Genomic DNA, 24939 nt, shown 5'->3' with positions numbered 1-24939 from the left:
GCTTGCGGGTAACCTCAGTTACCGCCGCTTATTTTTTCTTCTTCTTAACAAACTTCATCAGACGGCGCTTTTTGGCCTTCTGGCGGTCACTCAGCTTGTTCTTTTTGTCTGCGTAGGGATTGGAGCTGGTACGGAACTCAATTTTTACCGGGGTGCCATGCAGGTCCAAAGCCTTGCGGAAAGTCTTCTCCAGGTAGCGTACATAGTGTGACGGTACCTGTTCAGTCTGATTGCCGTGGATCACAATAACCGGCGGATTTTGTCCGCCCGCGTGAGCGTAGCGCAACTTGATGCGATGACCATGCACCAGTGGTGGTTGGTGTTCACTAACCGCCCACTGCAGGATACGAGTGAGGTGGTTAGTGGACAGCTTGTCGGTCGCACTCTGGTAAGCCCCCTCAATGGACTCATACAGGTGTCCAACACCGGTACCGTGTAGCGCGGAAATAAAGTGCACATCGGCAAAGTCCACAAAACGCAGTCGGCGCTCCAGCTCGGCTTTCACATAGTCGCGGTGATCCGCTTCCAGGCCATCCCATTTGTTCAGGGCCACAACCAATGCGCGCCCCGCCTGCACTACGCTGCCCATCAGGTGCATATCCTGGTCCACCAGGCCCTCGCGGGCATCGATCACCAGCACCACCACATTGGCATCTTCCACCGCCTGCAAGGTTTTGACGATAGAGAACTTCTCCACCGACTCCTTGATATTTTTGCGGCGCCGAATACCGGCGGTATCGATCAGGGTGTAGGGCTTATCATCGCGCTCATAATTGATATAGACGCTATCCCGGGTTGTGCCGGGCTGATCGAATACAACGACCCGGTCTTCACCCAACAGGCGATTGACCAGGGTGGACTTACCCACATTGGGGCGGCCCACAATGGCGATCTTGATTCCGGTCGCTTCCTCAGCTTCCTCTTCAGCCTCCTGTTCTGGCAGATCCTCGATGACTCGCTGCATCAGGGTGCGAACACCACGCCCGTGGGTGGCAGTCGTTGGGAAAAGCTCGCCGATGCCCAGCTCATAAAACGGTGCCAGGGCAATATCCGGATTTACTCCATCAACTTTGTTAGCCACCAGGAAGGTGGGCTTGGAGCGGGTGCGCAGGCGCTCGGCGATCATCTCATCCGCTGGGGTCAGGCCAGCGCGGCTGTCCACCAGAAAGAGTACGAAATCCGCTTCTTCGATGGCCTGCATTGACTGTTCAGCCATAGCCGCATCAATGCCTTCTTCGCCACCGGAAATACCTCCGGTATCAACCAGTAACAGCTTGCGCCCGTCAATTTCAGCCTCACCATATTTGCGGTCACGGGTGAGTCCGGCATAGTTGGCCACCAAGGCATCGCGTGTCTTGGTCAACCGATTAAAAAGTGTGGATTTGCCCACATTGGGGCGCCCGACCAGGGCAATTACTGGCAGCATACAAATTCTGGTTTTAGCCGAATAAAAAAATACAAAAGCCCGCGCAAGGCGGGCGATCTCAATAAGCCTGCTTAACAGGCTCCATTTGTGGGCTCTGGGCCCTAGGGCGAACAGCTTGTCCGCCTTAACAACTGGGTGCGGTTATCAGGAACCGGAGAGGCGCAAGGCCGATAGTTTGCCGTCATCCGACAGTACAAACATCAGGTCGCCATCTACCAGGATGGGAATACGTATCGCATCGCCATCCACCTGCTCGCGGCCAATAAATTGTCCGGTAGTGGGGTCCAGCACATGCAGGTAGCCTTCCAGATCCCCGACAACGACCACGTCCTGGAAGAAAGCTGGCCCACTCAATTCGCGGCGCAACAACTCGTTGTTGCTCCACTCTATCTGTCCGCTGCCCACATTGTAGGCGTAGACACTGCCGGAGGCATCACTGAGGTAGACATGGCCACCGCCCACTGCCACTTCGTGGTGAGTGGAGGCATCGCGAGCCCAGAGGCCACGACCATTGTCCTTGGACAGGGCGACAACCCGGCCCTGGTAGCTGGCGGCAAACACCAGATCACCGCGCACAACCGGAGCGCCATCGATATCCACTACTCGCTCCAGCTCCGCAGATCCCTGGGGAATTGCAACACGCTGTTCCCAGCGCTGGATACCGTCACGGGCATCCAGGGCCAGCAACTTGCCGTTATCCAGGCCAGCTATCACCATGCCACCGCTGATAACGGGGGCCGCCGTACCGCGCAGGGTCAATACTGGCAAGTTAGTATTGTGGCTCCACAACTCTTCACCATTGGAGGCATCGAGGCCGACCAGCTTTCCGTCAACGGTTTGCAGAACCACCACACCCGCGCCAATAGCCGGAGCGGAAACTACTTCACCAGAAACCTGGTAATTCCACAGTTCCGAACCGCTGTTAAGGTCCAGGGCCACTGCACGTCCACGGTAATCAGACACTACCGCAATACCCAGGCCGGTACCCACACCACCGCTCAGATCTACATCCAGATCGGTTTCCCAGAGCTTGCGCCCCGAACTGCGATCGAAGGCAGTGACCTCTCCATCGCTACTGGCGGCGATCAGGCGGCCATCAATCAGGCTCGGCTGTAGCATCGCGTAGCGCTTTTGGTCGATTCCACCGATATCGGCAGACCAGACCTCTTGCAGGGCAACGGTGGAGTTAATATCCACCAGTTCGACGGGGTCGACATCTTCCTTCTCGTCATTAGAGGCGCAGGCGGCAAGAGCTACCGCTAGCGCCACCGCTGCAGTGCGACCCGCAGCGCGATTCAGAAATCCCATTACTCGTCTCCCTCAGATACAGGCTCGGTTTGGTTCTGAGCGTCACTGCTCTCGGTTACCGCCAGGCTTTCCGCCTTCAGGCGCAGAAGTTGGGTGTTGCCCGCTTGCTCAGGCAGCAGTTCTGTCAATGCTTGCTCGTAAGCAGCACGGGCACCAGCGGTGTCACCCTTTTGCTTCAGGATATCACCTCGAGTCTCAGAATAAAGGGCTGCGAATGCCGGGGGCACAGTGCCCTCGAGCAATTTCAGTCCTTCATCCGGCTCACCCCGAGCTGCAACAACAGCCGCAAGGCGGCGCTTAGCGAGCAGCTCCAGGCTGGTTTCACTGGTGTTGTCCAGTACCCACTGCAGTTGTTGCTGCGCGGCTTCCAGGTCGTTGCTCTCTGCAGAAATAGCTGCGAGACGCAATGCAGCCTGGCTCGCGTAAATACGCTTGCCAAAGTCATCTTTAAGCTGCTCGGCCACATTCCTGGCAGTGGTGAGCTGCTTGTTGTCCGGCTGATTGTTGTTGGCGGAGACCGCTTCAACAAAAGTCTGGTACAGGTCAGAGGCCGCTTCAGCCTTGGTGCGCTGATCTCCCTGCCACCACTGATAGCCGAAGTAACCGGCCAGGGCCAGCACCACGCCAGTCATAATTCCCTTGCCATTTTCCGCCCACCAGCGTTTTAGCGTTTCTATTTGTTCTTGTTCGGTAAGATGCTCAGACATTGGGTAATTTGCCTTTCCTGTAGATTACTAACTTTCCCGGCGGGGGCCTCCGCCTCCCTCAGTGTTTCTTTCAACCTTGCAGCAGTGCTGCCAGCTCTTTTGGCGCCAGCGTTTGCTGCGGTTGGTCAGCGCGAAGGTATTTCACTGTAATCTGACCATTTGCAGCCTCATCTTCGCCGATAATCAGTGCATAATCGGCGCCGCTCTTATCCGCTTTCTTCATCTGGCTCTTGAAGCTTCCTCCACCGCAGTGCAGCTGCAGTCGCAGCCAAGGCAACTCGTCGCGCAGTTGCTCGGCAGCAGCCAAGGCGGCTGATTGTACATCACCCACGGCAACCAGGTAGGCATCCACCTGCTGCGAAAGTGACTCCGGCAGCACTTGCAGGGTTTCCAGCATCAAAACCAGTCGTTCAACACCTAAACCAAAACCCACTCCAAGAGTGGCTTTACCTCCCATTTGCTCTACCAAGCCATCGTAACGACCACCAGCACAGACCGTACCTTGAGCACCCAGGCTATCTGTTACCCATTCAAATACGGTTTTTCCGTAGTAATCGAGACCGCGCACCAGTTTGGGATTGATCTCATATTCGACCTCAGCCCCGTCCAGCAGCGCCTTCAGCTGACTGAAATGGGCGGCGGATTCCTCATCGAGGAAGTCCAGTAGACAGGGCGCATCCGCAAGCAGTTCCTGGGTCTGCACATTTTTGCTGTCGAGAATCCGCAACGGATTGCGCTCCAAGCGGCGCTGGCTGTCCTCATCCAACTGGTCACGGCGCTCACTTAAATAAGCGACCAGGGCGTCTCTATAGGCGGCGCGGCTGTCGGCGTTGCCCAGGGAGTTAATCTGCAGGGTGACGTGGTCGCTGATACCTAGCTGACGCCACAGTCGCGCGGTCATAATCAGGATTTCTGCATCGATATCCGGTCCTTCGATACCAAACACCTCGACACCAAACTGGTGAAACTGGCGCAGGCGCCCCTTCTGCGGGCGCTCATAACGGAACATAGGGCCGAAATACCAAAGGCGTTGGGGCTGGATCAACAGGTTATTCTGGATAGCCGCACGCACGGTGCCAGCAGTGCCCTCGGGGCGCAGGGTAACGCTGTCACCGCTCTTGTCATCGAAGGTGTACATTTCCTTCTCGACAATATCGGTGGCCTCGCCCACTGCGCGGCTAAATAATTGGGTCGCCTCCAGGTAGGGAGTGCGAATTTCGGTGTAGCCATAACGGCTGGTGAGTTCACTCAGTGTGGCTTCCACGTACTGCCATACCGGGGATTGCTCCGGTAGCAGGTCGTTCATGCCGCGAATTGCGCGAAGCTGTTTCAACGCTGTTCCTTAATTTTTCACTCAATTAACTTGCTGGTGCACAGAGAGCCAATGCCTTCTATGCTTTGGCGATGATGTCGGCTTCGCGCTCGGCCTTGGCAGCCGCCTTCTCGCGAATCAAACGCTCCAGATCATCGACCAGGTTTTCATTCTTAAACTTGCGGTCAGGCTGGCCGTCCACATAGATTGCATGGCTCGGGGTACCGCCGGTCAGGCCCACATCCGCTTCTTTTGCTTCGCCGGGGCCGTTAACGATACAGCCAATTACTGCCACATCCAGCGGTGTGGTCACATCTTCCAGACGAGTCTCCAATTCGTTCATGGTTTTCACCACGTCGAAGTTCTGGCGCGAACAACTGGGGCAGGCAATAAAGTTGATACCCTTGCTACGCAAACGCAGGCTCTTGAGCAGGTCCCAACCAACTTTGACCTCTTCCACCGGATCTGCGGCCAGGGAAACCCGCAGAGTATCACCGATACCATCCAGCAACAGTGCACCAAGACCAATAGCCGATTTCACCGTACCGGCACGCAAGCCACCGGCTTCAGTAATACCCAAATGCAGCGGTTGTTCAATCTGTTGGGCCAGCTTGCGATAGGCCGCAGTGGCCATAAAGATATCCGATGCTTTTACACTGACCTTAAAGTCCTGGAAGTCCAGGCTGTCCAGGATCGACACATGGCGTAGGGCTGACTCTACCAAAGCATCTGGCGTGGGTTCGCCGTACTTTTTCTGAAGATCTTTTTCCAGGGAACCCGCATTAACACCGATACGAATTGGGATATTCAGGTCGCGGGCTTTATCCACTACCGCGCGAATACGCTTCTCACGGCCAATATTACCGGGATTAATACGCAGGCAATCCACCCCCAGGTCTGCGACCCGCAGGGCAATACGGTAATCGAAGTGAATGTCTGCGACCAAAGGGACATTCACCTGTTTTTTAATTTCTCCAAACGCCTCTGCGGCATCCATGCTGGGCACAGAAACCCGCACTATATCGGCCCCGGCCTGTTCCAGACGCTGAATCTGACCAACAGTAGCTTCTACATCGCAGGTTTCGGTATTGGTCATACTTTGCACCGAGATCGGAGCATCCCCTCCGACCGGTACATCACCCACCATGATCTGGCGCGACTTGCGGCGGACAATGGGAGATTCAAATTGCATAGGCTGACCTGACGGTATTTCAGATAAAAATCGAGGGGGAGATTATAGAGAGATTGGGCGCAAACCTACAGAGTTCACGCCCAAACGGGGGGAGATCATATCAATCGCCAACAATCAGGCGGCGGGTACGGCGGTCGCCAATTGGCTTGCTGTCGATGGTTTCATCGCGATAAACCACATGGGTTGCACGGGCATTCCCCAGCATCAGCTCAAATGGGGCGCGTCCATCCAATGCTTTGGAGCTGCCAGCGGCTTGAACACCAGCCAGCAGGACAACACCTTGTGCGTCTTTCACCTCAACCCAGGCATCCTCATCAAAACGCAGCCGCAGAGCACCCTGCAGAGCCTGATCTAACTGGGCCACCTGAGTGGGAACCGGTTCACTCACGGTTGCGATGGAAACCGCGGGCTCAGATTTTACTGTTTCAGCAATGGCAACCTCAGGCTGAACATCAGCAACCTCGTTTGCGGCGGGAGCAAATGTCGCGGAACTCAATTTCTCAACCACTACTTCTTGTGGCTCAACCCCATTTACAGGACTAGCAGCAACTTCACTGGCTACAGGGATTTCGGCAACCAATTCAGCGTTGTCCTCGCCCAAGGGGATACCGGGAATATTGACCGGGGTTCCGTATTTCCACCAGAAGACGCCGCCAGCGAGTAGCAGAGGTATAAGGGCCAGAGCCCCGTGCCCCCGTTTGCGTGCGGGTCTGAAGGCTTCCGCCTTCGTGATTCGTCGGGTCTCATTGCGCTGTGCTGGCTGGGGCCGGTCCCTGTCGTAGGCTTCCAAGACCGGCTCAGCAGGAACATTCAACTCACGGCAAATGTTTCGAATGTAGCCTCGTGTGTAGACGGGTTCCGGCTGCCGCTCATAATTATCACTTTCGATCCACTCGACCGTGTTATCGATAATACAAAGACGTTGCGATAGCTCCGCGCGGGACAGCCCCGCCGCTTCACGGGCAGCAAGCAAGAGACTGCCGGCAGAACCTATAGAAGTTTGCGTACTGGATACGACCTCACCGCCATCGCAGTGCTCGGGACTACTATCCGTCATTACCACTCAACTCCTGATATTTCAGTGTCTCCGCAGAGTACGGGTACAAATTCTTCAAAGCAAGGGCGTAACTACGCTCCTTGTCGCGATTGCCAAACACCTTTTCAATACGAATACCCAACCACAGTGACTGGGGGGTCTGGCGATTTTTTTCACTGAACTGGTCTAGATATGCCTTGGATTTTGCATAATCGCCAGAGTTAAATTTCAGTTCGGCCATTTCGATCAGGGCCAGAGGCAAATCGGGGTTCAATGCCAGGGCCCTGGCATAAGCCCCTTCCGCCTTCTCCACAAACCCCAAACGTGCGGCCGTGCGACCATAGTTGACCAGGGCGAATGAGCGGCGGTTGTAGGTGAGGTCTGTAGAGGCGTATTCGAACTGCTTTAGAGCTTCTTTATAACGCTCTTGCTTATAGAGGAAAACACCGTAATTAGAGTGGGCCATGGAAAACCCATCGCTATAGCGCAGGGCTTTTTTAAAGTGAGACTCGGCAATATCCAGCTCGCCGTCTACTTGGTAGAGCAACGCCAGGCCGTGATGTGCCAACGGATTTTTTCTACCTAATTCCAATGCACGGTTCAAATGGCGACGGGATTGCTCCCTGTTATCTGGATCACGCAAATAGCGTAGCCCCAATTGAACATGGGTCTCCAATGCCTTATCCAGATCAACCTCTTTGCGCTCAGCCCCTCCAGAAGTTACACAGCCCCCCAACAGAGTACCGAGCAGCACTAGGAGCGAAAGGCTCTTAAATTTCGCGGACACTACATCACCTGTATCTTTATTCTTCACTTATCGGCCCAGAGAGATTGTGCGGGTGTTACCAATACACCAATCAGTGCCGCAGCCAATCCCTGGACAAAGCGAGCCCGCAAAACACAGCAAACCCGACATCGATCACTAGCGTCCGTTGATAGTGATAAATGCGCGAATCGGTATTTTCTGTGAGAAATCTGTTTCCGCCTCAGCTGGCGCTTCCCAAAACCCTATACTGCCGGAAAGCCTTGCCAGTTGCAGCCCTAAAACCCAATCAATTCCATTTACTGATGACTTTGTCAGGTATTGCCATTCCACCAGTACCTCGGTACTGGTGGAAAAAGTAAAAGAAATGCAGCAAACATTTAGAGTTGATTACCCTCCTGGTCTTGCGCATCCAGCTGCATGCCGTCGGGGCCACTATCACGAGGTGGAATCAACGACTGGACCGCGTTGGAACTGGTATTTGCGGCATCTGGATCGGTTAGGGCCTCGAGAAATGCCACCAGTAAATCAACTTCGTCATCGTCCAGGTTGACAGCACCATCGCCATTTTCAGCCAGCAGCGCCTCTGTGAGGGCTTGACCATTAGGGGCAACTTTTGCCGCACACTCACCCACTTCAGCAAATTGATCCAGATCGCACATTTCGCTGTTTGTGAAGTACTGTGAGACGGAGTCGGCTCGGCCGGTATAGTGCTCAACGTTTCTCTTCAGAGAACCGAATTGGCCAGCGTGCCCCCAGGGACCGGTAAGCGCGACATTGAGCAGGGTGGGAGTGCGGAAACTGCCGCTACCGTTACCACCTAGATCGGCACCATTGCCACTCTCATCCTTACCAATACCTATCTGTGGATAACTGACCGCCCTTAAGCCCTGATTGGAGAAGAAGGCACCTGAGTGGCAATTAGTACACCCTGAATTGCGTGTCAGAAAGGTTATTGCACCGCGTTTTTCATCATTATCGAGGGCTGTGAGATCACCATCAACATAATCAAAGAAAGGGTTGTCGATGAAAATCTGCACCGCCTCATAGGAGGCGATTGCCTCGGCAATTCTGCTGAAATTAATTGCTGAATCGCCAAAGGCCGCTGTGAACATCGCACCCCAAGAGTCCTGGCTCAATTTCGTAGCGAGAATATCCTCGCGGTAATCGGTAAAGCCATCATCGCTGGTGTCGTCGTAGCCAAACTGAGTGATATCCCCCATCTCTGCAGCCTCAGTGACCGGGAAATGGGCCTGGGCCATCATCAGTGCCAGGGTTCCAGTACCCACTGCTGCCTCAGTATTGCGAGTAACATCCCGGGAGTCTGTTCTAAGCCCCCCATTACCATTTATGGCAACGCGGTTATCCCAAAATAAGCCGCTATCCCAAAGTGCAACGTTACAAATCGGTTGGGCATTACGCGGTACCAGCGGCACTTCATTCTGACCGTCAGAGCGACCGGGGCCCACTAGATCAGCATCGACAGGATCGACACCAATCGGCATGGATAAATCATCCCCACCGCAGCCTATTGCCGGGTGGTGGCAAGAGGAACAGGATACATCGCTATCGGCACTCAAGCTTTTGTTATGAAACAGGCGCATACCCAACTCCACCATGGCAGGGTCCTGCTCACTTCTCACCCGGGCCGCAAATGCGCGCATATCTTCCAACTGCTCAGCCATACCAACATCTTCCAAAACTGCCTGCAAGCAGCTGTCGAGGCTGCCATCAGCAATATTTACGGCTGAACGTGCATTTTGACATTCGTCGAAATCAGAAGTCCGGTTATCAGCACCGTCTGCATCTGAGCCATTACTGAGTCCATCATTAGTGTTATTCACTAATGTTCTGGCTGTGACGCTGGCTGTTTCGTCCTCGCTGTCGACATCGCCGGTAGTTACCGAATAGGTGTACTCGGTATCCACCGAGAGACCTTCATCGACATAGTACCCCTCAGCGGTCTCCGCAACTCTCACATTATCCCGGTAGATTACATAGGTCGCACCAGTACTCTCCCAGGAAAGGCCGATGCTGGTGCCGGAAAATGCATTGCCAATCAATTCAGCAGGAACGATCCCCTGCCCTGAATCGGTGCCATCATCACTATCGTTATCAGAATCACTGCTACCATCATCATCGGAATCATCGCCAGAATCTCCGCCGCTTCCAGTATCTGTAGTCTCTGTGGATGAATCACTATCGCTGCTGGAGGAACCACCTCCTCCACAGCCCACCATCACAAGAAATAAAGGTAGGACCAACAGCTTTACCAGCGCAGTCGGCGATAGTGTTAATTGATTTTTATCAGCGTTCATAGTTCTTGACCTGCCCGTCAATGACCTTTTCTTATCCCGGGTTCTGGACAGCAAATACAGACCTAAGTGCCAGTACTGACGCCAAAGGGTAAGGAAACACTTACTGAGTAATTGCAAATAAAACCGCAAATTAAAGTTCACTTAAATTGAGACAAGGTAACTTCCGCCTTGCCACAGGCACAGACAAGTCCCTTAAGTGAATAATAGCTAGGCCTACTGTATCGACTTAAAGGAGGAAGAACTGCTAAGAAAGTCGCAATAGAGCATTACATACGCTCTTACAACCGAGGCTTTAATAAAAACTAATAACCACATCACTTGTTCAAGCAAGCACACAAATTAAATATTTAAATTTGGCTCTTCGCGACCGTTAGTCCCATCAACTATTTCTACCGATGTTTTACAAAGATGGAAAGTGAGAAGAGCCTGAAGCAGAAACAAACTGTATTCAAAAAATATATAACAGGCAAAAAAGCTGTTCATAATTTCTAGCAGCTTTGAAAGTAGTAGTTGACAGCTGGCCGGTTATTTCAACTTATGTCCACAATAAAACGCAGCCAACATGTTTATCCCCCAAGTGAGTCAGCGCTCCGTGTACTATAGACTTCTGCCAGCCCCGTCTCTTGCATCCAGCTGCATCCCATCGGGACCACCATCGCGGGGTGGAATCAGGGACTGGATTGCATTTGAATTGATATTCGCTGCATCCGGATCGGTGAGGGCCTCAAGAAATGCTGCCAAAAGTTCGGTTTCATCTTCATCTATAGGAAGAGATGCGTCGCCATCTATCGCCAGTATTGCCTCGGTTAATTCCAGGCCGTTGGGAGCAACTTTCGCCGCACAGTCATCGAGTTCATCAAACTGATCCAGGTCGCACATTTCACTGTTGGCGAAATACCGGGACACCGAATCCGCTTGGCCGGCATAATGCTCGATATTTCTTTCCAGGGAACCAAACTGCCCAGCATGCCCCCAGGGTCCAGTTATCCCCACATTGAGCAGAGTTGGAACACGGAACCCCCCCAGGACAGCGCCTCCCCAATCAGCACCACTACCACTTTCATCTTTGCCGACACCAATCTGGGGATAGTTGACAACTCTTAACCCCTGGTTAGTAAAGAAGGCACCCGAGTGGCATATGCTACAGCCAGAACCGGGGGTAAAATAGGTGATTGCTCCACGCTTCTGGTCATTATCCAAAGCGTTCAGCTCTCCGTCGACATAGTCAAAGAAGGGGTTGTCGATAAAAATATAGACCGCCTCATAGGCAGCAATCGCCTGTGCAATCCTGCTGAAGTCGATATCGGAGTCGCCATAAGCATCAGTAAATAAGGGGCCCCAGGATTCCTGGTTGAGCTTTGTTACGAGATACTCCTCGCGGTAATTGGTAAGCCCGTCATCACTACTTTCGTCGTAACCAAATTCGGAAATATCTCCCATCTCAGCGGCATCCGTTACGGGAAAATGCGCCTGGGCCATCATAAGAGCCAGAGTCCCCGTGCCTACTGCCGCTTCGGTATTATTGGTTACATCCCTTGAGTCAGTTCTAAGACCCCCGTCGCTGGTAAGGCTAACTCGGTTATCCCAGAAGAGCCCATTATCCCAGAGCCCAACGTTACAGATAGGCTGGGCATTGCGCGCCACCAGCGGCACTTCGTTCTCACCATCGGATCGCCCTGGGCCCAGCGTGTCGGGGGCAACAGCGTTAACGCCGATGGGCATAGAGAGATCGTCACCAGCGCAGCCTATTGCTGGATGGTGGCAAGAGGAGCAGGAAGTATCGCCGTTGGCACTGAGGCTCTTACTGTGAAATAAACGCATTCCCAGCTCAACCATCGCTGGGTCTTGCTCACTCCTTACCCTGGCAGCAAAAGCGCGCATATCCTCTAACTGCTCCGCCATTCCCACCTCATCCAGTACCGCCTGCAAGCAGCTATCGAGGCTATCATCGGCAACGTCTATCGCAGTACGCGCATTTTGGCACTCTTCAAAATCAACGATCCGCTTATCAATAGTATCGGCATCAGCACCATTGCTAAGGCCATCATTAGTGTTATTAACCAGTGTCTTTGTAACAACACTGTCAGTTCCACTACCAATATCCCCCACACCGACCCAATAGGTATATTCTGTATTTATTGATAAATCCTCATCGACATAAAAGTTATCGGTAGTTTCAGCGATTGCTTCTCCATCACGATAGATAGTGTAAGTCTCTTCAGAGTCCTCCCAGGAAAGCCCGATACTGGTGCCGGAGAAGGGGTTTGCGATCAACTCAGCAACGACAGTACCCTGCTCTGAATCCGAGCTGGAATCATCACCTGCATCGGAGCTATCCCCGGAACTGGAACCACTACCAGTTTCGGTAGTTGACCCATCACCACTACTGGAGGAACTGCCGCCGCCACAACCAGCAAGCAAAAGAAATATGGATATGACCATAAGCTTTGCCAGTACTGACGGCGATAGAGTAAATTGCTTTTTTTTATCGTTCATAAATATTGAACTGTCCCTTCAATAATTTTTTTATTCCAGATCCCAAGAAATAAATGAATTATCAATTACTTCGGCAATACGCAGAGGCACTAATGTCTCTATATATCGTTATTCGGGAACTTGGGCCTGAGTCCACTGAAATTTGTTCCAGATCAAAAAAGTGACTGGAAGGCATGCTCTAGCAACATGGTGCTTTTATTAACAGTGGAAATGCAGGTGCGGCTACTGCATCACTTCAGTGCCACAATACCTGCTGAAGGTGTTGCACCAGCGGATACCCACTGTACTCGCCATTGGGATATTGCAAGCCAATTGCAAATAAGAAAAATAAGATCGTTTTAGTTTAACGGTATGCATATATCTAACACTCCCATCCAGGGTAAAGTTTCCTAGAGCGTTAAACGTTAGACAGGGCAATTCCGTTGACAGGGAAAAATAAAAAAGAAATGAACGTTCAGGCCGTACAATAATTTATACAAGAAAAGACAAGACCTGAACCTGTTTGGCTGCCAGAAAATTGACAACCAGTTTCACAAATTATTAGCGATTAGTTCATCATCCTGACAGGGCGTTCCGCATTGCGGTAACGCTCAGAACGGCGGGTGCGGTCGTTAACACTGCCTGCCAGCTGACCACAGGCCGCATCAATATCATCGCCGCGCGTAGTGCGCACGGTTACGGTATACCCTTTGTCGAGCAAAATCTGCTGGAAACGGCGCAAGGCGTTGTTGCTCACTCGCTGGTAGTCAGACAGCTCAAACGGGTTAAAAGGGATCAGGTTAATTTTCACCGGAATATCTTTTAACAGTTCTGCCAGTTGCTCAGCGTGCTCCGGGCGATCATTTACCTCGCGCATCAGCGTGTATTCAATGGTCATTTTACGGTGCGTATCCGGCATGCGCTCAATATAGCGCTTGGCAGAATCCAACAGCACTGCAATTGGGTATTTCTTATTGATCGGCACCAGCTCGTTGCGCAATTCATCGTTGGGCGCATGCAGGGAAATCGCCAGGCTCACATCGGTAACATCGGCGAGGCGGTCCAGTGCGGGCACTACACCGGAGGTCGACAGGGTGACGCGGCGCTTGGAAATGCCGTAGGCGTTGTCTTCCATCATCAGGTTCATGGAATCGACCACATTGTCGAAATTGAGCAGCGGCTCACCCATGCCCATCATTACCACGTTGGTAACCTTGCGTGGTCCTTTCGGGTCCAATTGACCGAAAGATTTACAGGCAATCCAGACCTGCCCGATAATTTCTGCCGCCGTTAAATCGCGGTTAAAGCCCTGCTTGCCAGTTGCACAAAAGCTGCAATCCAGGGAACAGCCCACCTGGGAGGAGACACACAGGGTGCCGCGATCACCATCGGGGATATAGACAGTCTCGATAGCATTGCCACCGGAGACTTTAATTAACCATTTCCGTGTGCCATCGGCGGAATCCCACTGATTCAATACTTCCGGGGCACGGACTTCGGCCACTTCCGCCAGCTTTTGACGCAGGGCCTTGCTGACATTGGTCATCTCTGCAAAGTCATCAACCCCGTTCTGGTGAATCCACTTTAAAACCTGAACAGCGCGGAAGCGCTTCTCGCCCAATGATTCAAAAAAGGCGGCCAGCTTTTCTACTGAAAGGCCGAGCAGGTTGGTTTTCTCTGTGGTCATTCATTTCACCTCGGGGGAAGAATTGCACCGGTCCAGACAGACCGGTGCGACTTGTGGCGCGGATTAAGCGCGCGCGCAGATTTCGTCGTCGGCGAAGAAGTAGCTTACTTCGCGAGCAGCGGACTCTGCGGAGTCGGAGCCGTGTACAGCGTTGGCGTCGATGCTGTCAGCGAAGTCAGCACGGATGGTGCCAGCAGCAGCTTCTTTAGGGTTGGTAGCACCCATCAGGTCGCGGTTTGCCAGGATAGCGTTCTCACCTTCCAGAACCTGTACAACAACTGGACCGGAAGTCATGAAGTCAACCAGGTCTTTGAAGAAAGGACGCTCTTTGTGCTCAGCGTAGAAACCTTCAGCTTTTTCGCGGGACAGTTGAACCATCTTCATGGCAACAATGCTCAGGCCAGCTTTCTCAAAACGGCTCTCGATTTCACCGATTACATTCTTGGCTACTGCGTCCGGCTTGATGATGGAAAGGGTACGCTCCAGGGCCATGGTTATCTCCAAATTGATTTTTTGTAACTTAACTTAGGAGTCTCTGAACAACTCTGTAAGCCCCACAGGGCGGGCCTTGAAGGCCCGCAGAGGTGTTGCGGAATTGTTGCGGAGTTGTTCAGAGGCTCCGTACATAAAGAAAGAGCAACCTGCTCAGTTGCTCTTCCCTGATATTCCTTTCATACCCACCGGGGGTACTCAATTTTTGATCACCGCATTTCGCGGCCGGCGGATTATACGGGGTATTGATCGACTTTTGTACTCTCTTGCCAATACTGCCCCCAAAGGCCGGTTACTCCTGCTCTTCGATCCAGGCAGCCTGGATCGCCTCGAGGATTTTCTCTCCGCAGCGCTCAGGGTCGTCATCAAATCCGGGCAGCGCCATCACCCAGTTGCGCAGGTCGACAAAGTTGACCGTCAGAGGGTCCACATCCTCGTGAGCTTCGCTCAGCTCTATGGCAATATCGTGAATATCAGTCCACTTCATGATTCAGCTTCCTCAGCGTGCAGGTCAGTGCTTTTCCGACACCTGGTTGATGGTGTACTTGGGAATCTCGACCACTAGGTCTTCATCTTCCACAATCGCCTGGCAGGACAGGCGAGACTCCGGCTCCAAGCCCCAGGCTTTATCCAGCAGGTCCTCTTCAAGCTCGTCCGGCTCTTCCAGGGAATCGAAGCCCTCGCGCACAATGACGTGGCAGGTGGTACAGGCACAGGCTTTTTCACAGGCGTGCTCAATTTCGATATCGTTGGCCAGGGCCGCGTCGATCACGCTGACACCGCTCTCCGCTTCCACCACTTTGCCCTCGGGGCACATTTCCGGATGGGGTAAAAATACTATCTTCGGCATGGGGTACTGAACCTCTGTGGTCTCAATCCGACGGGGAGAAAGTAACGACTCCCCGGCCGCCGGCAGCGCAGGATCTGCGCCTGGTCATGGTTATTTATCAAATTCGTCCAAGCTATGGCCCTGCATAGCGCGCTTGATAGAGGCGTCCATACGCTTTGCAGCAAAGGGCTCAGACAACTTATTCAAAGCTTCGATACGTCGACGAATTTCCTCTGCGTCGCCGCCGTTATGGGCCAGGCGCAAAGCTTCCATCGCGTGCTCAAGCTCATTTAACTCACCTTCGTCCAGCAGCTGGGCGCCGTTCTCACGCAGGGCCACCAACATGCTTTCCAGGGTCCTCTCCGCTTCCACCTGAGCCTCGCGCAGGGCGCGCAGGGCGATATCCTCAGCGGCGTGGGTGTAGGATTCCTGCAACATGCGCGCAATATCCTTATCTTCCAGGCCGTAAGACGGTTTAACCGTAATATCGGCACTGACACCACTGCTTTTTTCCATGGCTGTCACCGACAAAAGACCGTCAGCATCCACCTGGAAAGTTACACGGATATGGGCGGCACCGGCCACCATCGGCGGTATGCCGCGCAATTCAAAGCGCGCCAGCGAGCGGCAGTCACTCACCAGTTCCCGCTCGCCCTGCACGACATGGATCGCCATGGCAGTCTGGCCATCTTTAAAAGTGGTGAACTCCTGAGCCTTGGAGACGGGGATCGTCGTGTTGCGATCAATCAGTTTTTCCGCGAGGCCACCCATGGTTTCAACCCCAAGGGAAAGGGGAATAACATCCAACAGCAGTAGTTCTTCGCTGGACTTATTGCCCACCAGTACATCAGCCTGAATCGCGGCGCCGATTGCTACTACTTGGTCGGGGTCAATTTCCGCATGAGGGGGACGGCCAAAATAACCCTCAACCCGCTCGCGCACGCGCAGAGTACGGGTGGAGCCACCCACCAGAACCACTTCCTGCACCTCATCGGCACTGATACCGGCGTCGCGCAGGGCGCGCTTGCAGGCGCGTAGGGTTTTGTCGATCAGGGGGTCCAGCAGTGAAGCCATGGTGTCGCGGTCGAGCACACCGGACCAGTCGCCGTATTGCACTTCCACCTGCTCGACACTGGACAGGGATTCTTTTGCAGCACAAGCGCTGTCTAACAGGACTCGCTGGGTCGCGGCGTCGAGATCAGTACCCAGTCCCACTTGCTCGGCGATCCAGGAAGCGATAGTGCGATCGAAATCGTCGCCACCGAGAGCGGTATCGCCGCCGGTAGACATGACTTCAAACACACCCCGGGACAGGCGCAGAATAGAGATATCGAAGGTGCCGCCACCGAGGTCATAGACAGCGATCACACCCTCTTCGCCTTTATCCAGGCCGTAGGCAACAGCCGCTGCTGTGGGCTCGTTGAGCAGGCGCAGGACTTTCAGGCCCGCCAGTTGGGCGGCGTCTTTGGTCGCTTGGCGCTGGGCATCATCGAAGTAGGCCGGCACGGTGATCACCGCACCATCCAGCTCACCGCCCGCTTTGCCGTAGAGCGCTTCGCGGCCGCGCGCGGCTAGTTTTTTCAGGATTTCTGCCGATACCTGCACCGGGTTTACCGGTCCGGCTGCAGTTTCAATCGAAGGCATACCACCACTGCTCTCAGCCAGGCGATAGGGCAACTGCTCACCAAAACTTTTGATATCTGCAACACCTCGCCCCATCAGGCGCTTGATAGAAATCATGGTGTTGTAGGGATCTCCTGCAGCGCACGCGCGGGCTTCAGCACCCACGGTAATCGCCTCGGCTCCGTAGTGCACCGCTGATGGCAGGATCACTTCACCCTGCTCATCGGCAATGGCCTCTGCCGATCCACTGCGCACGGTCGCTACCAGTGAGTTAGTGGTCCCCAAATCGATACCCACTGCGTGCTTGCGCTGGTGGGGAGCTGGGCTCTGGCCCGGTTCAGAAATCTGCAGTAATGCCATTAGTTATCTCTTCTTTAAGCGGGGCGCGGTACCGTCTGGCCCTCTCAGTCAGTGCTCTCGCAACTAGTCGTTGAAAAGGTCTTCTTCCAGCTCGTCAATTTGTTTCTCAAGCTTGGCCAGGAACTGAAGCTTGCGCAGAGAGTCCTCTGCTGCACCCAGGTCGCCCCCGTCATAAGTTTCGGCAAAGCGCTGTTCCTCACTGGAGATCAGCCCCCGCGCCTCAGCAATGAGCTCATCCAGCGCAGCTGCAGGATCGGGCTGCTCGCGCACTTCTTCCAGGCGCTCGCGCAACATCATCTGCTGCATCAAAAATTCAGTATCTTTGGTGGTCTGCTCGGGTGGCACATCTACCCCGGCCAACTTGAGTAGGTAAGCGGCGCGCTGTACCGGGTCGCGTAAAACGGTGTGCGCCTCATTGATCTGAGCCGCCATTTTGATGGCTAACAATTGTTCGCCCTCGGAATGGGAAGCGTACTTGTCCGGGTGGAATTCCCGCTGTAATTCCCGGTAGCGGGTCGCCAGGGCACTGCGATCTACCGCGAACGCGGGTTGCAGACCAAAAACTTCGAAATGGTTCAGGTTGGTTGCCATCTGAATATACCTACTGGGGCACAGCCTGGGACGCGGCTGAAGTTGCCGCTTACTGCTGCACGGCCCCCAACTGTCCGAGGAGCCAATAAAAAGGCCGGTATGCGCAACGCACCCGGCCTTGTGGGGCGAGAGCGAATCAGACGTGGAAACTCTCGCCGCAGCCACACTCATTTTTTACATTGGGATTCGAGAAGGTGAAGCCTTCGTTCAGGCCTTCCTTGACGAAATCCAGCTGGGTGCCGTCGAGGTAAACCAGACTCTTGGGGTCCACCACCAACTTGACGCCGTTTTGCTCAAATACCGTATCTTCGGCTTCGAACGAATCGACAAATTCCAGCACATAGGCGAGACCGGAACAGCCGGCCGTTTTGACACCGACACGAATGCCGATTCCCTTGCCTCGCTTGGCCAATTGACTTTGAATGTGGGCCTCAGCGGCCTCGGTCATACTAATAGCCAAAACAACACCTTCGCTATGTTTAGACGCTACATTTGGACGAAAAGTTAACCCGCCGCAGATTCCTTGGCTTCTACAGCGTCATCGGACTCACCGCGCTTTTCACGGATATCGCGAACCGCAGCTTTAATCGCGTCTTCGGCGAGAACCGAGCAATGGATTTTTACCGGCGGCAGCGCCAGCTCCTCTGCAATGGCAGTGTTCTTGATCTGCTCCGCTTCGTCGATCGTCTTGCCTTTCACCCACTCGGTCAGGAGGGAGCTGGAGGCAATGGCGGAACCACAGCCGTAGGTCTTGAACTTGGCGTCTTCGATAACGCCCTCGTCGCTTACCTGAATCTGTAGGCGCATCACGTCACCACAGGCGGGCGCGCCCACCATACCGGTGCCTACATTGTCCGCCTTGTCGTCCATACGTCCAACATTGCGGGGGTGCTCGTAGTGGTCAATTACTTTATCGCTATAGGCCATGACTTTTCTCCTAACTCTTGCGCGCGCTTAGTGAGCGGCCCATTCAATCTTGTTCAGGTCTACGCCGTCTTTGTACATATCCCAAAGCGGTGACAATTCACGTAGTTTCTCCACTGCCTTGCGCACTTCTGCGGCAGCGGTGTCGACATCACTCTCGCTGGTAAAACGACCAAAGCTGAAGCGCAGTGAGCTGTGCGCCAGTTCATCGTTAACACCCAGGGCTCGCAGTACGTAGCTGGGCTCCAGGCTCGCAGAGGTACAAGCGGAACCGGAGGAGATCGCCAGGTCGCGCAGCGACATGATCAGGCTCTCACCTTCTACAAATGCAAAGCTCACGTTCAGGTTGCCCGGAATTCGCTGCTCGGCGGAACCGTTGATATGGACCTCTTCCATATCCTTGATCTGGTCCCAGAAACGGTCGCGCAGAGAGCGCAGACGCTCGGCTTCCTGAGCCATTTCTTCTTTAGCAATACCAAAGGCTTCGCCCATACCGACAATCTGGTGAGTCGGCAGGGTACCGGAGCGCATACCGCGCTCGTGGCCGCCACCGTGCATCTGGGCTTCCAGACGGACGCGGGGCTTGCGGCGTACGTAAAGGGCACCGATACCTTTGGGGCCGTAAATTTTGTGGCCAGAGAAGGACATCAGGTCAATTTTCATTTCCTGAAGGTCGATCGGCAGCTTGCCAGCGCTCTGGGCCGCGTCCACGTGGAAAATTACTTTGCGCGAACGACACAGTTCGCCGATCGCAGCGATATCGTTGATCACCCCGATCTCGTTGTTGACGTGCATCAGGCTCACCACAGTGGTGTCCTCACGCATGGCTTCCTCAACCTGCTCCGGATAGACAATGCCGTCTTCGCGGGGATTCAGGTAGGTCACTTCAAACCCTTCCCGCTCCAGCTGGCGGCAGGTATCCAAAACAGCTTTGTGCTCAATTTTGGAGGTAATGATGTGCTTACCGCGACTCTGGTAGAAGTGGGCCGCACCCTTGATACCCAGGTTGTCGGACTCGGTGGCACCGCTGGTCCAGACAATTTCGCGCGGATCGGCGTTGATCAGCTCCGCCACCTGGCGTCGGGCATTCTCCACTGCTTCTTCCGCTTTCCAACCAAACAGGTGGGAGCGGGAGGCCGGATTGCCGAAATTGCCTTCCATCGTCAGCTGCTCTGCCATTTTCTTGGCGACACGTGGGTCAACCGGACAGGTAGCCGAATAGTCCAGATAGATGGGAAGCTTCATAGTCATACCGTTTCCGCTTAGTAAATCTCTAATATCTGTCTGCTGGCCCGTTTGGGCCTCAATCACAGGCCGCCGAGTACAGCGACCCTCTCTTCCGGCGCCTCGCGCATATCCTGCCGACGCGCTACTTCCTGCACCTCAGCTCGGGAAACCAGGTTGGCCAAGCTGATACTGCTGAGGAAGCTATGAATCTGATCGCTCAAGTCTGACCAGAGGTAGTGGGTCAGGCACTGTTCGCCATTGGCGCAATCCGCATTGCCGCCGCAGCTGGTGGCGTCTACAGACTCATTAACTGCATCAATGATCTGCGCCACGAAAATCTCTTTACCATCCCGCGCCAGGCGATAGCCACCGCCGGGCCCGCGCACACTGGACACCAGCCCAGAATGCCGCAACCGGGAGAACAACTGCTCCAGGTAGGACAGTGATATACCCTGGCGCTTGGATATGTCTGCCAGACTGATCGGTCCGCGATCAGCGTGCAACGCCAGGTCCAGCATGGCAGTCACCGCGTAGCGGCCTTTGGTTGTCAAACGCATATCAGCTCCCAACTGATGTACAGCCCTTTTCCGATCGGGGCGCGAGTATGGAATAACCCACTACTGTAGTCAAGTATATAACCTAGCGGGACACTCGGGTACTCAACTAGTCGGGTCGCCCTTTACCACCAGAGCGATGAATGTAATTCTGGATTGAGGTCAACATACCGCGCAGGATACCCAGCTCCATATCATCGGGGCGCACCCGACTATACAGTCGGCGCAGGCGGGTCATTGTCTGACGGGGATTATCCGGGTCAATAAAGCCCAGCTCGCCCAGCGCCTGCTGCAGGTGATCGAAGTACAACTCCATATCGCTGGCCTTGGCCGGTGGGCGATCCCAATCGGTGTAATTCACAGGCTCACCCTTTTCCGCTTCCAAGGCCGCCATGCGCACTTCGTAGGCGAGCACCTGAACAGCAGTCGCCAGGTTCAGTGAGCTGTATTCCGGGTTGGCAGGAATATGCACATGGTAGTTACAGGCCTGTAACTCTTCGTTGGTAAGCCCTCGGTCCTCGCGGCCAAACACCAAAGCAACCGGATGAGACGCGGCCTCGGCGACGGTACGCTCTCCACACTGGCGCGGGGTCAGCAGGGGCCAAGGGATTCGGCGCTCGCGAGCGCTGGTGGCCACAACAAGACCACAATCGGCCACGGCTTCTTCCAGGGTATCCACCACAACGGCGCTATCGAGCAGCTCAGCTGCCCCGGCTGCACGCCAAACCGCATTGGCTGCAGGAAATTCCCGAGGCGCTACCAGGTACAGCTGACTCAGGCCCATATTCTTGAGCGCGCGTGCCGCACCACCAATATTTCCGGGGTGTGCGCTGTTAACCAGAACCACGCGCACATTGTCGAGCGCAGCAAGTGGAGTCGTGTCTAAAGGTGACTTGGCCATACTGAAAGTAATAAATCGGTGTCATGGGGGCGCGCGAGTGTAGCAAAAACCAATCGGAATCCCTACAATCGCGTCCGTCGCAGTTAACCTGCGGCCTGCTTTTTAACCCCTTTAACCACTTTGTGCGGAATAGTTATGGAACCCATGCTAAATATTGCCCTGCGCGCGGCGCGTAAGGCAGGAGAACTGATCGAACGGGCCTGGGAGCGCGGCGACCTGATGAAATTCGAAGAAAAGACGCGCAACGATTTCGTTACTGAAGTGGATAAGGCCAGCGAACAGGAGATTATCTATCACCTGCGCAAGGCCTACCCCAAGCACAGCATCCGCGCTGAAGAAAGCGGCCTGCAAGAGGGCGCAGAGCCCGATTACGAGTGGATTATCGACCCCCTCGATGGCACCACCAATTTTATCCACGGCGTTCCGCAGTTCGCTGTCTCTATCGCCTGTCGCTATCGCGGCCGCATTGAGCACGCAGTCGTACTGGACCCCATCAAACGCGAAGAATTTACCGCGAGCCGCGGTCGCGGCGCTGCTCTGAATGGCCGTCGTATTCGCGTCTCCTCCCGGCAAGGCATGCGCGGCGCACTGATTGGAACCGGTATTCCTTTCAATGGCCTGCCCCTGGATAACATCGACGCCTACCTGGCTGCCCTAAAAGATATCGCTGGGCAAACTGCGGGAATCCGCCGCCCTGGCGCTGCAGCACTGGATCTTGCCTATGTTGCTGCCGGGCGATTCGACGGCTTCTGGGAGATGTACCTGAACACCTGGGATATCGCAGCGGGCTCCCTGCTGGTCAAAGAAGCCGGCGGCCTGATCAGCGACTTCCGTGGTGGTGAGGATTACCTGGATTCAGGCAATCTGGTTTGCGCTACCCCTAAAGTCTTCAAGCCCCTGGTACAAATTGTTGGTAAACATATGGGCCACGTGCGCTAATTTTTTTACGGCACTCCGCAGGTCAAATCAGCGGAGTGCTCAACTCACCTCTTTGAAGCACTCCGCTAAAGCCCGGGCAAGCTGGGAACGGTCAAATTTATCCGGCAATACAGTTTTTACACCGGGTGAATTTTCCTCTCCAATAACTACCAGATGGGTCTCCTGAGTGGCTCTATCCTGTTTAAGAATTTTTACCAGGTCTCCCACCGACATTCCCGGTAGAGCATTGTGAAATAGCACAACATCCGGTGCCTGGGTCCTGGCCATAAATATGGCTTCAACAACATCAGCAGCCACAGAAAGCTGTACTTGCTGCGACCCCTGCACAAGTTTTTCCACTCGCGCCACTTCCTCAGGACGATTATCCACCAGCAACAAACTGCAACTCGGCAGTTTTGATGGAGTATCTACGGAGTTCGCAAAGGATAGAAATGATTCCGCTGCATCAATCATGGGAAACTCAATCCAGAATACCGAGCCCTGCCCTTCCTGGCTGTCAAAATCTATCCGCCCTCCCATGGCTTCAGCCAGGCGTTTGGCGATGGCAAGACCAACACCTGTGCCCTCGATATGCCCTTTTTCTTCCCCCAGGCGATTAAAAGGTTCAAATACCTCCTTACGCTTCTCTGCTGCAATGCCCTTGCCGGTATCCAGGATATTCAACCTCAACCAACCATCGGCCTGGGGAGTAAAGTTGATAATGACACGGCCATTTTCACGGTTGTATTTCACCGCATTACCGGCCAGGTTCAACACGACCTGCTTGTAGCGCATCGGATCGGCACAAATATAAGCTGACTCCCAACCGAGGGGCTCAAACACCAGACTGACACGACGGGTTTCTGCCAGGGGCTCCAACAAGCGCTTACATTCAGCGACTAATTCGGCGGGGCGTATTAATTCCATCGAAGGGCCCAGGCGCCGACTGTCGATGCGAGCAAGCTCCAATACATCTCCAACCAGGTGTAACAGGTGCTGCCCTGCGCGGCGAATCTCAGCCAAGCGCTGACGCTGGTCTGTATTGAGACTCTGGTCTAGTTCCACAATTTGGCTATAACCCAAAATTGCATTCAACGGTGTGCGCAACTCATGGCTCAGGCTGAACAATAAATCTGCCCGGTGCGCATTTTCCTCCCTCTGTAATTCCAGCTCTCGCTCCATTTGCGAAAGCCTTTCCCGGCTGCGGCTGACATCCTGTAAAACCCCCAGCACCCGCAAGGGCTGGCCGCGACTATTCAACTGGGCCTTACCGCGACAGCGAACCCAGACCACACTGCTGTCGGAGCGCCAGATGCGAAACTCTACATCCAGAGGCAGCCCCTCGCGCACGTGATCACGCATGGCCTGCTCAACCCGAGGGAAATCCTCCGCTAAAATTCGCGCCTTCCACTGCTCTGCAGCTGAAATTCCTATACTGCGTATCGGGCTCACTTCGTAACCGAGAATGCCCCAACAGGCATCATCAAGAACCATCTCGTCTGCACGTAAATCCCACTCCCACAAACCGTCTCCAACTCCGGACAGTGTTTGCAACGGGCGCTCACCGGGCAGGTTGGATAAGTAGCGCTGAGCCAAAGTTTCACTGAAGTCAGCGCAACTCCCGATCACAACGAATCCACTATCAGCCTCACGGTTTAATGCCCTTCCCCGCAGTCGTAACCAACGGAGCTGGCCGAGACTATCGTAGGCCCGAAAAGTCGCATCGAAATGCCCACCTTTATTGGTTAGCCGGCGCCGCAAAGTGATAATTCGGTCCCGCTCATCCGAATGCACTGAGCGCAACTCATCACCAGTCCAAAGGGAACTCAAAGCAAGCTCTGCAGTTTCCTCAAATAAAAGCCAAATTTCGCCCTGGGCACGCTGGACACCGGAGCCTGGGTGCCACTCCCACAAACCGCAATCCGCGTCCAACAATAAGTCCTGCAAACAGGTGGCGTGATTGGCCAGCTGTGACGCATCCAGAGAAGGGAGCTCGTCATCGGTTGCCAGCTGGAACGTTGCGCTGGATAGATTTGAAATTAGTGACTCTGACACACAGGGCTCGACTATCGAAGTTAGCTCATTAATTACCTGGCTCATGCATCCTTGCCATGAAAGAGAGCCGCGCCCCCGAAGCCTCTATATTTGGGAATGCCACGGGAGATCCTAAACTAAAGCATTATGAGCGTTGCGCAAAGTGTGGACAAAAAAAAGGCCCCGCAAAGCGGGGCCGTAATCAGCGATGATGAGAGAAAACGGGAAGTTACCCAGTGTTAATGGTTTGCCATAACCCTAA

Annotated in this window: 23 protein-coding genes; 1 reads left to right on the top strand and 22 read right to left on the bottom strand. The window is 54.2% G+C overall.

Translation table 11 applies throughout. The features are described 5' to 3' along the window. Positions 1-28: 28 nt before the first annotated feature. The 21 genes from der to trmJ form a co-directional block, all read right to left on the bottom strand. Positions 29-1426 (bottom strand): ribosome biogenesis GTPase Der, encoded by a 1398-nt coding sequence (gene der / locus BTJ40_RS04655; RefSeq protein WP_108732001.1) that lies wholly within the window; start codon positions 1424-1426, stop codon positions 29-31. A gap of 144 nt (positions 1427-1570) precedes the next feature. Next, positions 1571-2734, bottom strand: a complete 1164-nt coding sequence (gene bamB / locus BTJ40_RS04650) for an outer membrane protein assembly factor BamB (RefSeq protein ID WP_108732000.1) — start codon at positions 2732-2734, stop codon at positions 1571-1573. Further along, positions 2734-3441, bottom strand: coding sequence for a tetratricopeptide repeat protein (locus BTJ40_RS04645; protein WP_108731999.1), 708 nt, complete (start codon positions 3439-3441; stop codon positions 2734-2736). Before BTJ40_RS04645 ends, bamB begins: the two co-directional genes overlap by 1 nt. 70 nt (positions 3442-3511) lie before the next feature. Next, positions 3512-4774: a histidine--tRNA ligase gene (gene hisS / locus BTJ40_RS04640; RefSeq protein WP_108731998.1), complete on the bottom strand. Its 1263-nt coding sequence runs from the start codon at positions 4772-4774 to the stop codon at positions 3512-3514. 58 nt (positions 4775-4832) lie between these two features. Beyond that, positions 4833-5945 (bottom strand): flavodoxin-dependent (E)-4-hydroxy-3-methylbut-2-enyl-diphosphate synthase, encoded by a 1113-nt coding sequence (ispG, locus tag BTJ40_RS04635; protein ID WP_108731997.1) that lies wholly within the window; start codon positions 5943-5945, stop codon positions 4833-4835. A gap of 100 nt (positions 5946-6045) precedes the next feature. After that, positions 6046-7002 (bottom strand): RodZ domain-containing protein, encoded by a 957-nt coding sequence (locus BTJ40_RS04630; protein ID WP_108731996.1) that lies wholly within the window; start codon positions 7000-7002, stop codon positions 6046-6048. Next, positions 6992-7768 carry a type IV pilus biogenesis/stability protein PilW gene (pilW, locus tag BTJ40_RS04625; protein ID WP_238152135.1) on the bottom strand — a complete coding sequence of 259 codons (777 nt, stop codon included), beginning with the start codon at positions 7766-7768 and terminating at the stop codon, positions 6992-6994. Before pilW ends, BTJ40_RS04630 begins: the two co-directional genes overlap by 11 nt. A gap of 135 nt (positions 7769-7903) precedes the next feature. Next, entirely contained in the window at positions 7904-8077 is a 174-nt protein-coding gene (locus BTJ40_RS22125; RefSeq protein ID WP_157953885.1) for a hypothetical protein, read from the bottom strand. A 47-nt stretch (positions 8078-8124) separates the two neighbouring features. Next, entirely contained in the window at positions 8125-10062 is a 1938-nt protein-coding gene (locus BTJ40_RS04620) for a cytochrome-c peroxidase (RefSeq protein ID WP_108731994.1), read from the bottom strand. A 597-nt stretch (positions 10063-10659) separates the two neighbouring features. Continuing rightward, positions 10660-12558: a cytochrome-c peroxidase gene (locus tag BTJ40_RS04615; protein WP_108731993.1), complete on the bottom strand. Its 1899-nt coding sequence runs from the start codon at positions 12556-12558 to the stop codon at positions 10660-10662. Between the two features lie 547 nt (positions 12559-13105). Continuing rightward, a complete protein-coding gene (rlmN, locus tag BTJ40_RS04610; RefSeq protein WP_108731992.1) occupies positions 13106-14224 on the bottom strand; it encodes a 23S rRNA (adenine(2503)-C(2))-methyltransferase RlmN in 1119 nt (372 codons plus the stop codon). A 63-nt stretch (positions 14225-14287) separates the two neighbouring features. Beyond that, positions 14288-14716 (bottom strand): nucleoside-diphosphate kinase, encoded by a 429-nt coding sequence (gene ndk / locus BTJ40_RS04605; protein WP_108731991.1) that lies wholly within the window; start codon positions 14714-14716, stop codon positions 14288-14290. Positions 14717-15008: 292 nt separating this feature from the next. Then, positions 15009-15203, bottom strand: coding sequence for a Fe-S cluster assembly protein IscX (gene iscX, locus BTJ40_RS04600; protein WP_108731990.1), 195 nt, complete (start codon positions 15201-15203; stop codon positions 15009-15011). Between the two features lie 24 nt (positions 15204-15227). Beyond that, positions 15228-15566: an ISC system 2Fe-2S type ferredoxin gene (gene fdx / locus BTJ40_RS04595; RefSeq protein ID WP_108731989.1), complete on the bottom strand. Its 339-nt coding sequence runs from the start codon at positions 15564-15566 to the stop codon at positions 15228-15230. Positions 15567-15656: 90 nt separating this feature from the next. Next, complete coding sequence (hscA, locus tag BTJ40_RS04590; protein ID WP_108731988.1) at positions 15657-17528, bottom strand: Fe-S protein assembly chaperone HscA; 1872 nt, start codon at positions 17526-17528, stop codon at positions 15657-15659. A gap of 63 nt (positions 17529-17591) precedes the next feature. Further along, positions 17592-18119: a co-chaperone HscB gene (gene hscB, locus BTJ40_RS04585; protein WP_108731987.1), complete on the bottom strand. Its 528-nt coding sequence runs from the start codon at positions 18117-18119 to the stop codon at positions 17592-17594. A gap of 136 nt (positions 18120-18255) precedes the next feature. Further along, complete coding sequence (gene iscA / locus BTJ40_RS04580) at positions 18256-18579, bottom strand: iron-sulfur cluster assembly protein IscA (RefSeq protein ID WP_108731986.1); 324 nt, start codon at positions 18577-18579, stop codon at positions 18256-18258. Positions 18580-18623: 44 nt separating this feature from the next. Then, positions 18624-19046 carry a Fe-S cluster assembly scaffold IscU gene (gene iscU / locus BTJ40_RS04575; protein WP_108731985.1) on the bottom strand — a complete coding sequence of 141 codons (423 nt, stop codon included), beginning with the start codon at positions 19044-19046 and terminating at the stop codon, positions 18624-18626. 27 nt (positions 19047-19073) lie between these two features. Further along, entirely contained in the window at positions 19074-20288 is a 1215-nt protein-coding gene (locus BTJ40_RS04570) for an IscS subfamily cysteine desulfurase (protein ID WP_108735170.1), read from the bottom strand. A gap of 62 nt (positions 20289-20350) precedes the next feature. Continuing rightward, complete coding sequence (gene iscR / locus BTJ40_RS04565; RefSeq protein ID WP_108731984.1) at positions 20351-20827, bottom strand: Fe-S cluster assembly transcriptional regulator IscR; 477 nt, start codon at positions 20825-20827, stop codon at positions 20351-20353. Positions 20828-20933: 106 nt separating this feature from the next. Beyond that, on the bottom strand, positions 20934-21725 hold the full coding sequence (gene trmJ / locus BTJ40_RS04560) for a tRNA (cytosine(32)/uridine(32)-2'-O)-methyltransferase TrmJ (RefSeq protein ID WP_108731983.1): 792 nt from the start codon (positions 21723-21725) through the stop codon (positions 20934-20936). A 135-nt stretch (positions 21726-21860) separates the two neighbouring features. On the opposite strand from trmJ, the gene BTJ40_RS04555 reads away from it, so the two are divergent. Then, complete coding sequence (locus BTJ40_RS04555; RefSeq protein WP_108731982.1) at positions 21861-22664, top strand: inositol monophosphatase family protein; 804 nt, start codon at positions 21861-21863, stop codon at positions 22662-22664. A gap of 39 nt (positions 22665-22703) precedes the next feature. Here BTJ40_RS04555 and BTJ40_RS04550 read toward each other — a convergent pair whose 3' ends face one another. Beyond that, on the bottom strand, positions 22704-24743 hold the full coding sequence (locus tag BTJ40_RS04550; protein ID WP_108731981.1) for an ATP-binding protein: 2040 nt from the start codon (positions 24741-24743) through the stop codon (positions 22704-22706). Positions 24744-24939: the final 196 nt, after the last annotated feature.

Origin of the sequence: Microbulbifer sp. A4B17, from assembly GCF_003076275.1 — a bacterium.
In the GTDB taxonomy this organism is placed as follows: Bacteria; Pseudomonadota; Gammaproteobacteria; order Pseudomonadales; family Cellvibrionaceae; genus Microbulbifer.
Note: the sequence above shows the minus strand (reverse complement) of the source record. Positions and strands in the feature narration are given on the sequence as shown.

What these genes read in the sequence shown, in the direction of transcription:
- BTJ40_RS04615 (WP_108731993.1), bottom strand. Translation starts at nt 12,558, where the DNA reads ATGAACGATAAAAAAAAGCAATTTACTCTATCGCCGTCAGTACTGGCA.
- hscA (WP_108731988.1), bottom strand. Translation starts at nt 17,528, where the DNA reads ATGGCATTACTGCAGATTTCTGAACCGGGCCAGAGCCCAGCTCCCCAC.
- iscR (WP_108731984.1), bottom strand. Translation starts at nt 20,827, where the DNA reads ATGCGTTTGACAACCAAAGGCCGCTACGCGGTGACTGCCATGCTGGAC.
- der (WP_108732001.1), bottom strand. Translation starts at nt 1,426, where the DNA reads ATGCTGCCAGTAATTGCCCTGGTCGGGCGCCCCAATGTGGGCAAATCC.
- iscX (WP_108731990.1), bottom strand. Translation starts at nt 15,203, where the DNA reads ATGAAGTGGACTGATATTCACGATATTGCCATAGAGCTGAGCGAAGCT.
- fdx (WP_108731989.1), bottom strand. Translation starts at nt 15,566, where the DNA reads ATGCCGAAGATAGTATTTTTACCCCATCCGGAAATGTGCCCCGAGGGC.
- bamB (WP_108732000.1), bottom strand. Translation starts at nt 2,734, where the DNA reads ATGGGATTTCTGAATCGCGCTGCGGGTCGCACTGCAGCGGTGGCGCTA.
- BTJ40_RS04620 (WP_108731994.1), bottom strand. Translation starts at nt 10,062, where the DNA reads ATGAACGCTGATAAAAATCAATTAACACTATCGCCGACTGCGCTGGTA.
- hscB (WP_108731987.1), bottom strand. Translation starts at nt 18,119, where the DNA reads ATGGCAACCAACCTGAACCATTTCGAAGTTTTTGGTCTGCAACCCGCG.
- ndk (WP_108731991.1), bottom strand. Translation starts at nt 14,716, where the DNA reads ATGGCCCTGGAGCGTACCCTTTCCATCATCAAGCCGGACGCAGTAGCC.
- BTJ40_RS04550 (WP_108731981.1), bottom strand. Translation starts at nt 24,743, where the DNA reads ATGAGCCAGGTAATTAATGAGCTAACTTCGATAGTCGAGCCCTGTGTG.
- BTJ40_RS04570 (WP_108735170.1), bottom strand. Translation starts at nt 20,288, where the DNA reads ATGAAGCTTCCCATCTATCTGGACTATTCGGCTACCTGTCCGGTTGAC.
- trmJ (WP_108731983.1), bottom strand. Translation starts at nt 21,725, where the DNA reads ATGGCCAAGTCACCTTTAGACACGACTCCACTTGCTGCGCTCGACAAT.
- iscU (WP_108731985.1), bottom strand. Translation starts at nt 19,046, where the DNA reads ATGGCCTATAGCGATAAAGTAATTGACCACTACGAGCACCCCCGCAAT.
- BTJ40_RS04645 (WP_108731999.1), bottom strand. Translation starts at nt 3,441, where the DNA reads ATGTCTGAGCATCTTACCGAACAAGAACAAATAGAAACGCTAAAACGC.
- BTJ40_RS04555 (WP_108731982.1), top strand. Translation starts at nt 21,861, where the DNA reads ATGGAACCCATGCTAAATATTGCCCTGCGCGCGGCGCGTAAGGCAGGA.
- BTJ40_RS04630 (WP_108731996.1), bottom strand. Translation starts at nt 7,002, where the DNA reads ATGACGGATAGTAGTCCCGAGCACTGCGATGGCGGTGAGGTCGTATCC.
- ispG (WP_108731997.1), bottom strand. Translation starts at nt 5,945, where the DNA reads ATGCAATTTGAATCTCCCATTGTCCGCCGCAAGTCGCGCCAGATCATG.
- rlmN (WP_108731992.1), bottom strand. Translation starts at nt 14,224, where the DNA reads ATGACCACAGAGAAAACCAACCTGCTCGGCCTTTCAGTAGAAAAGCTG.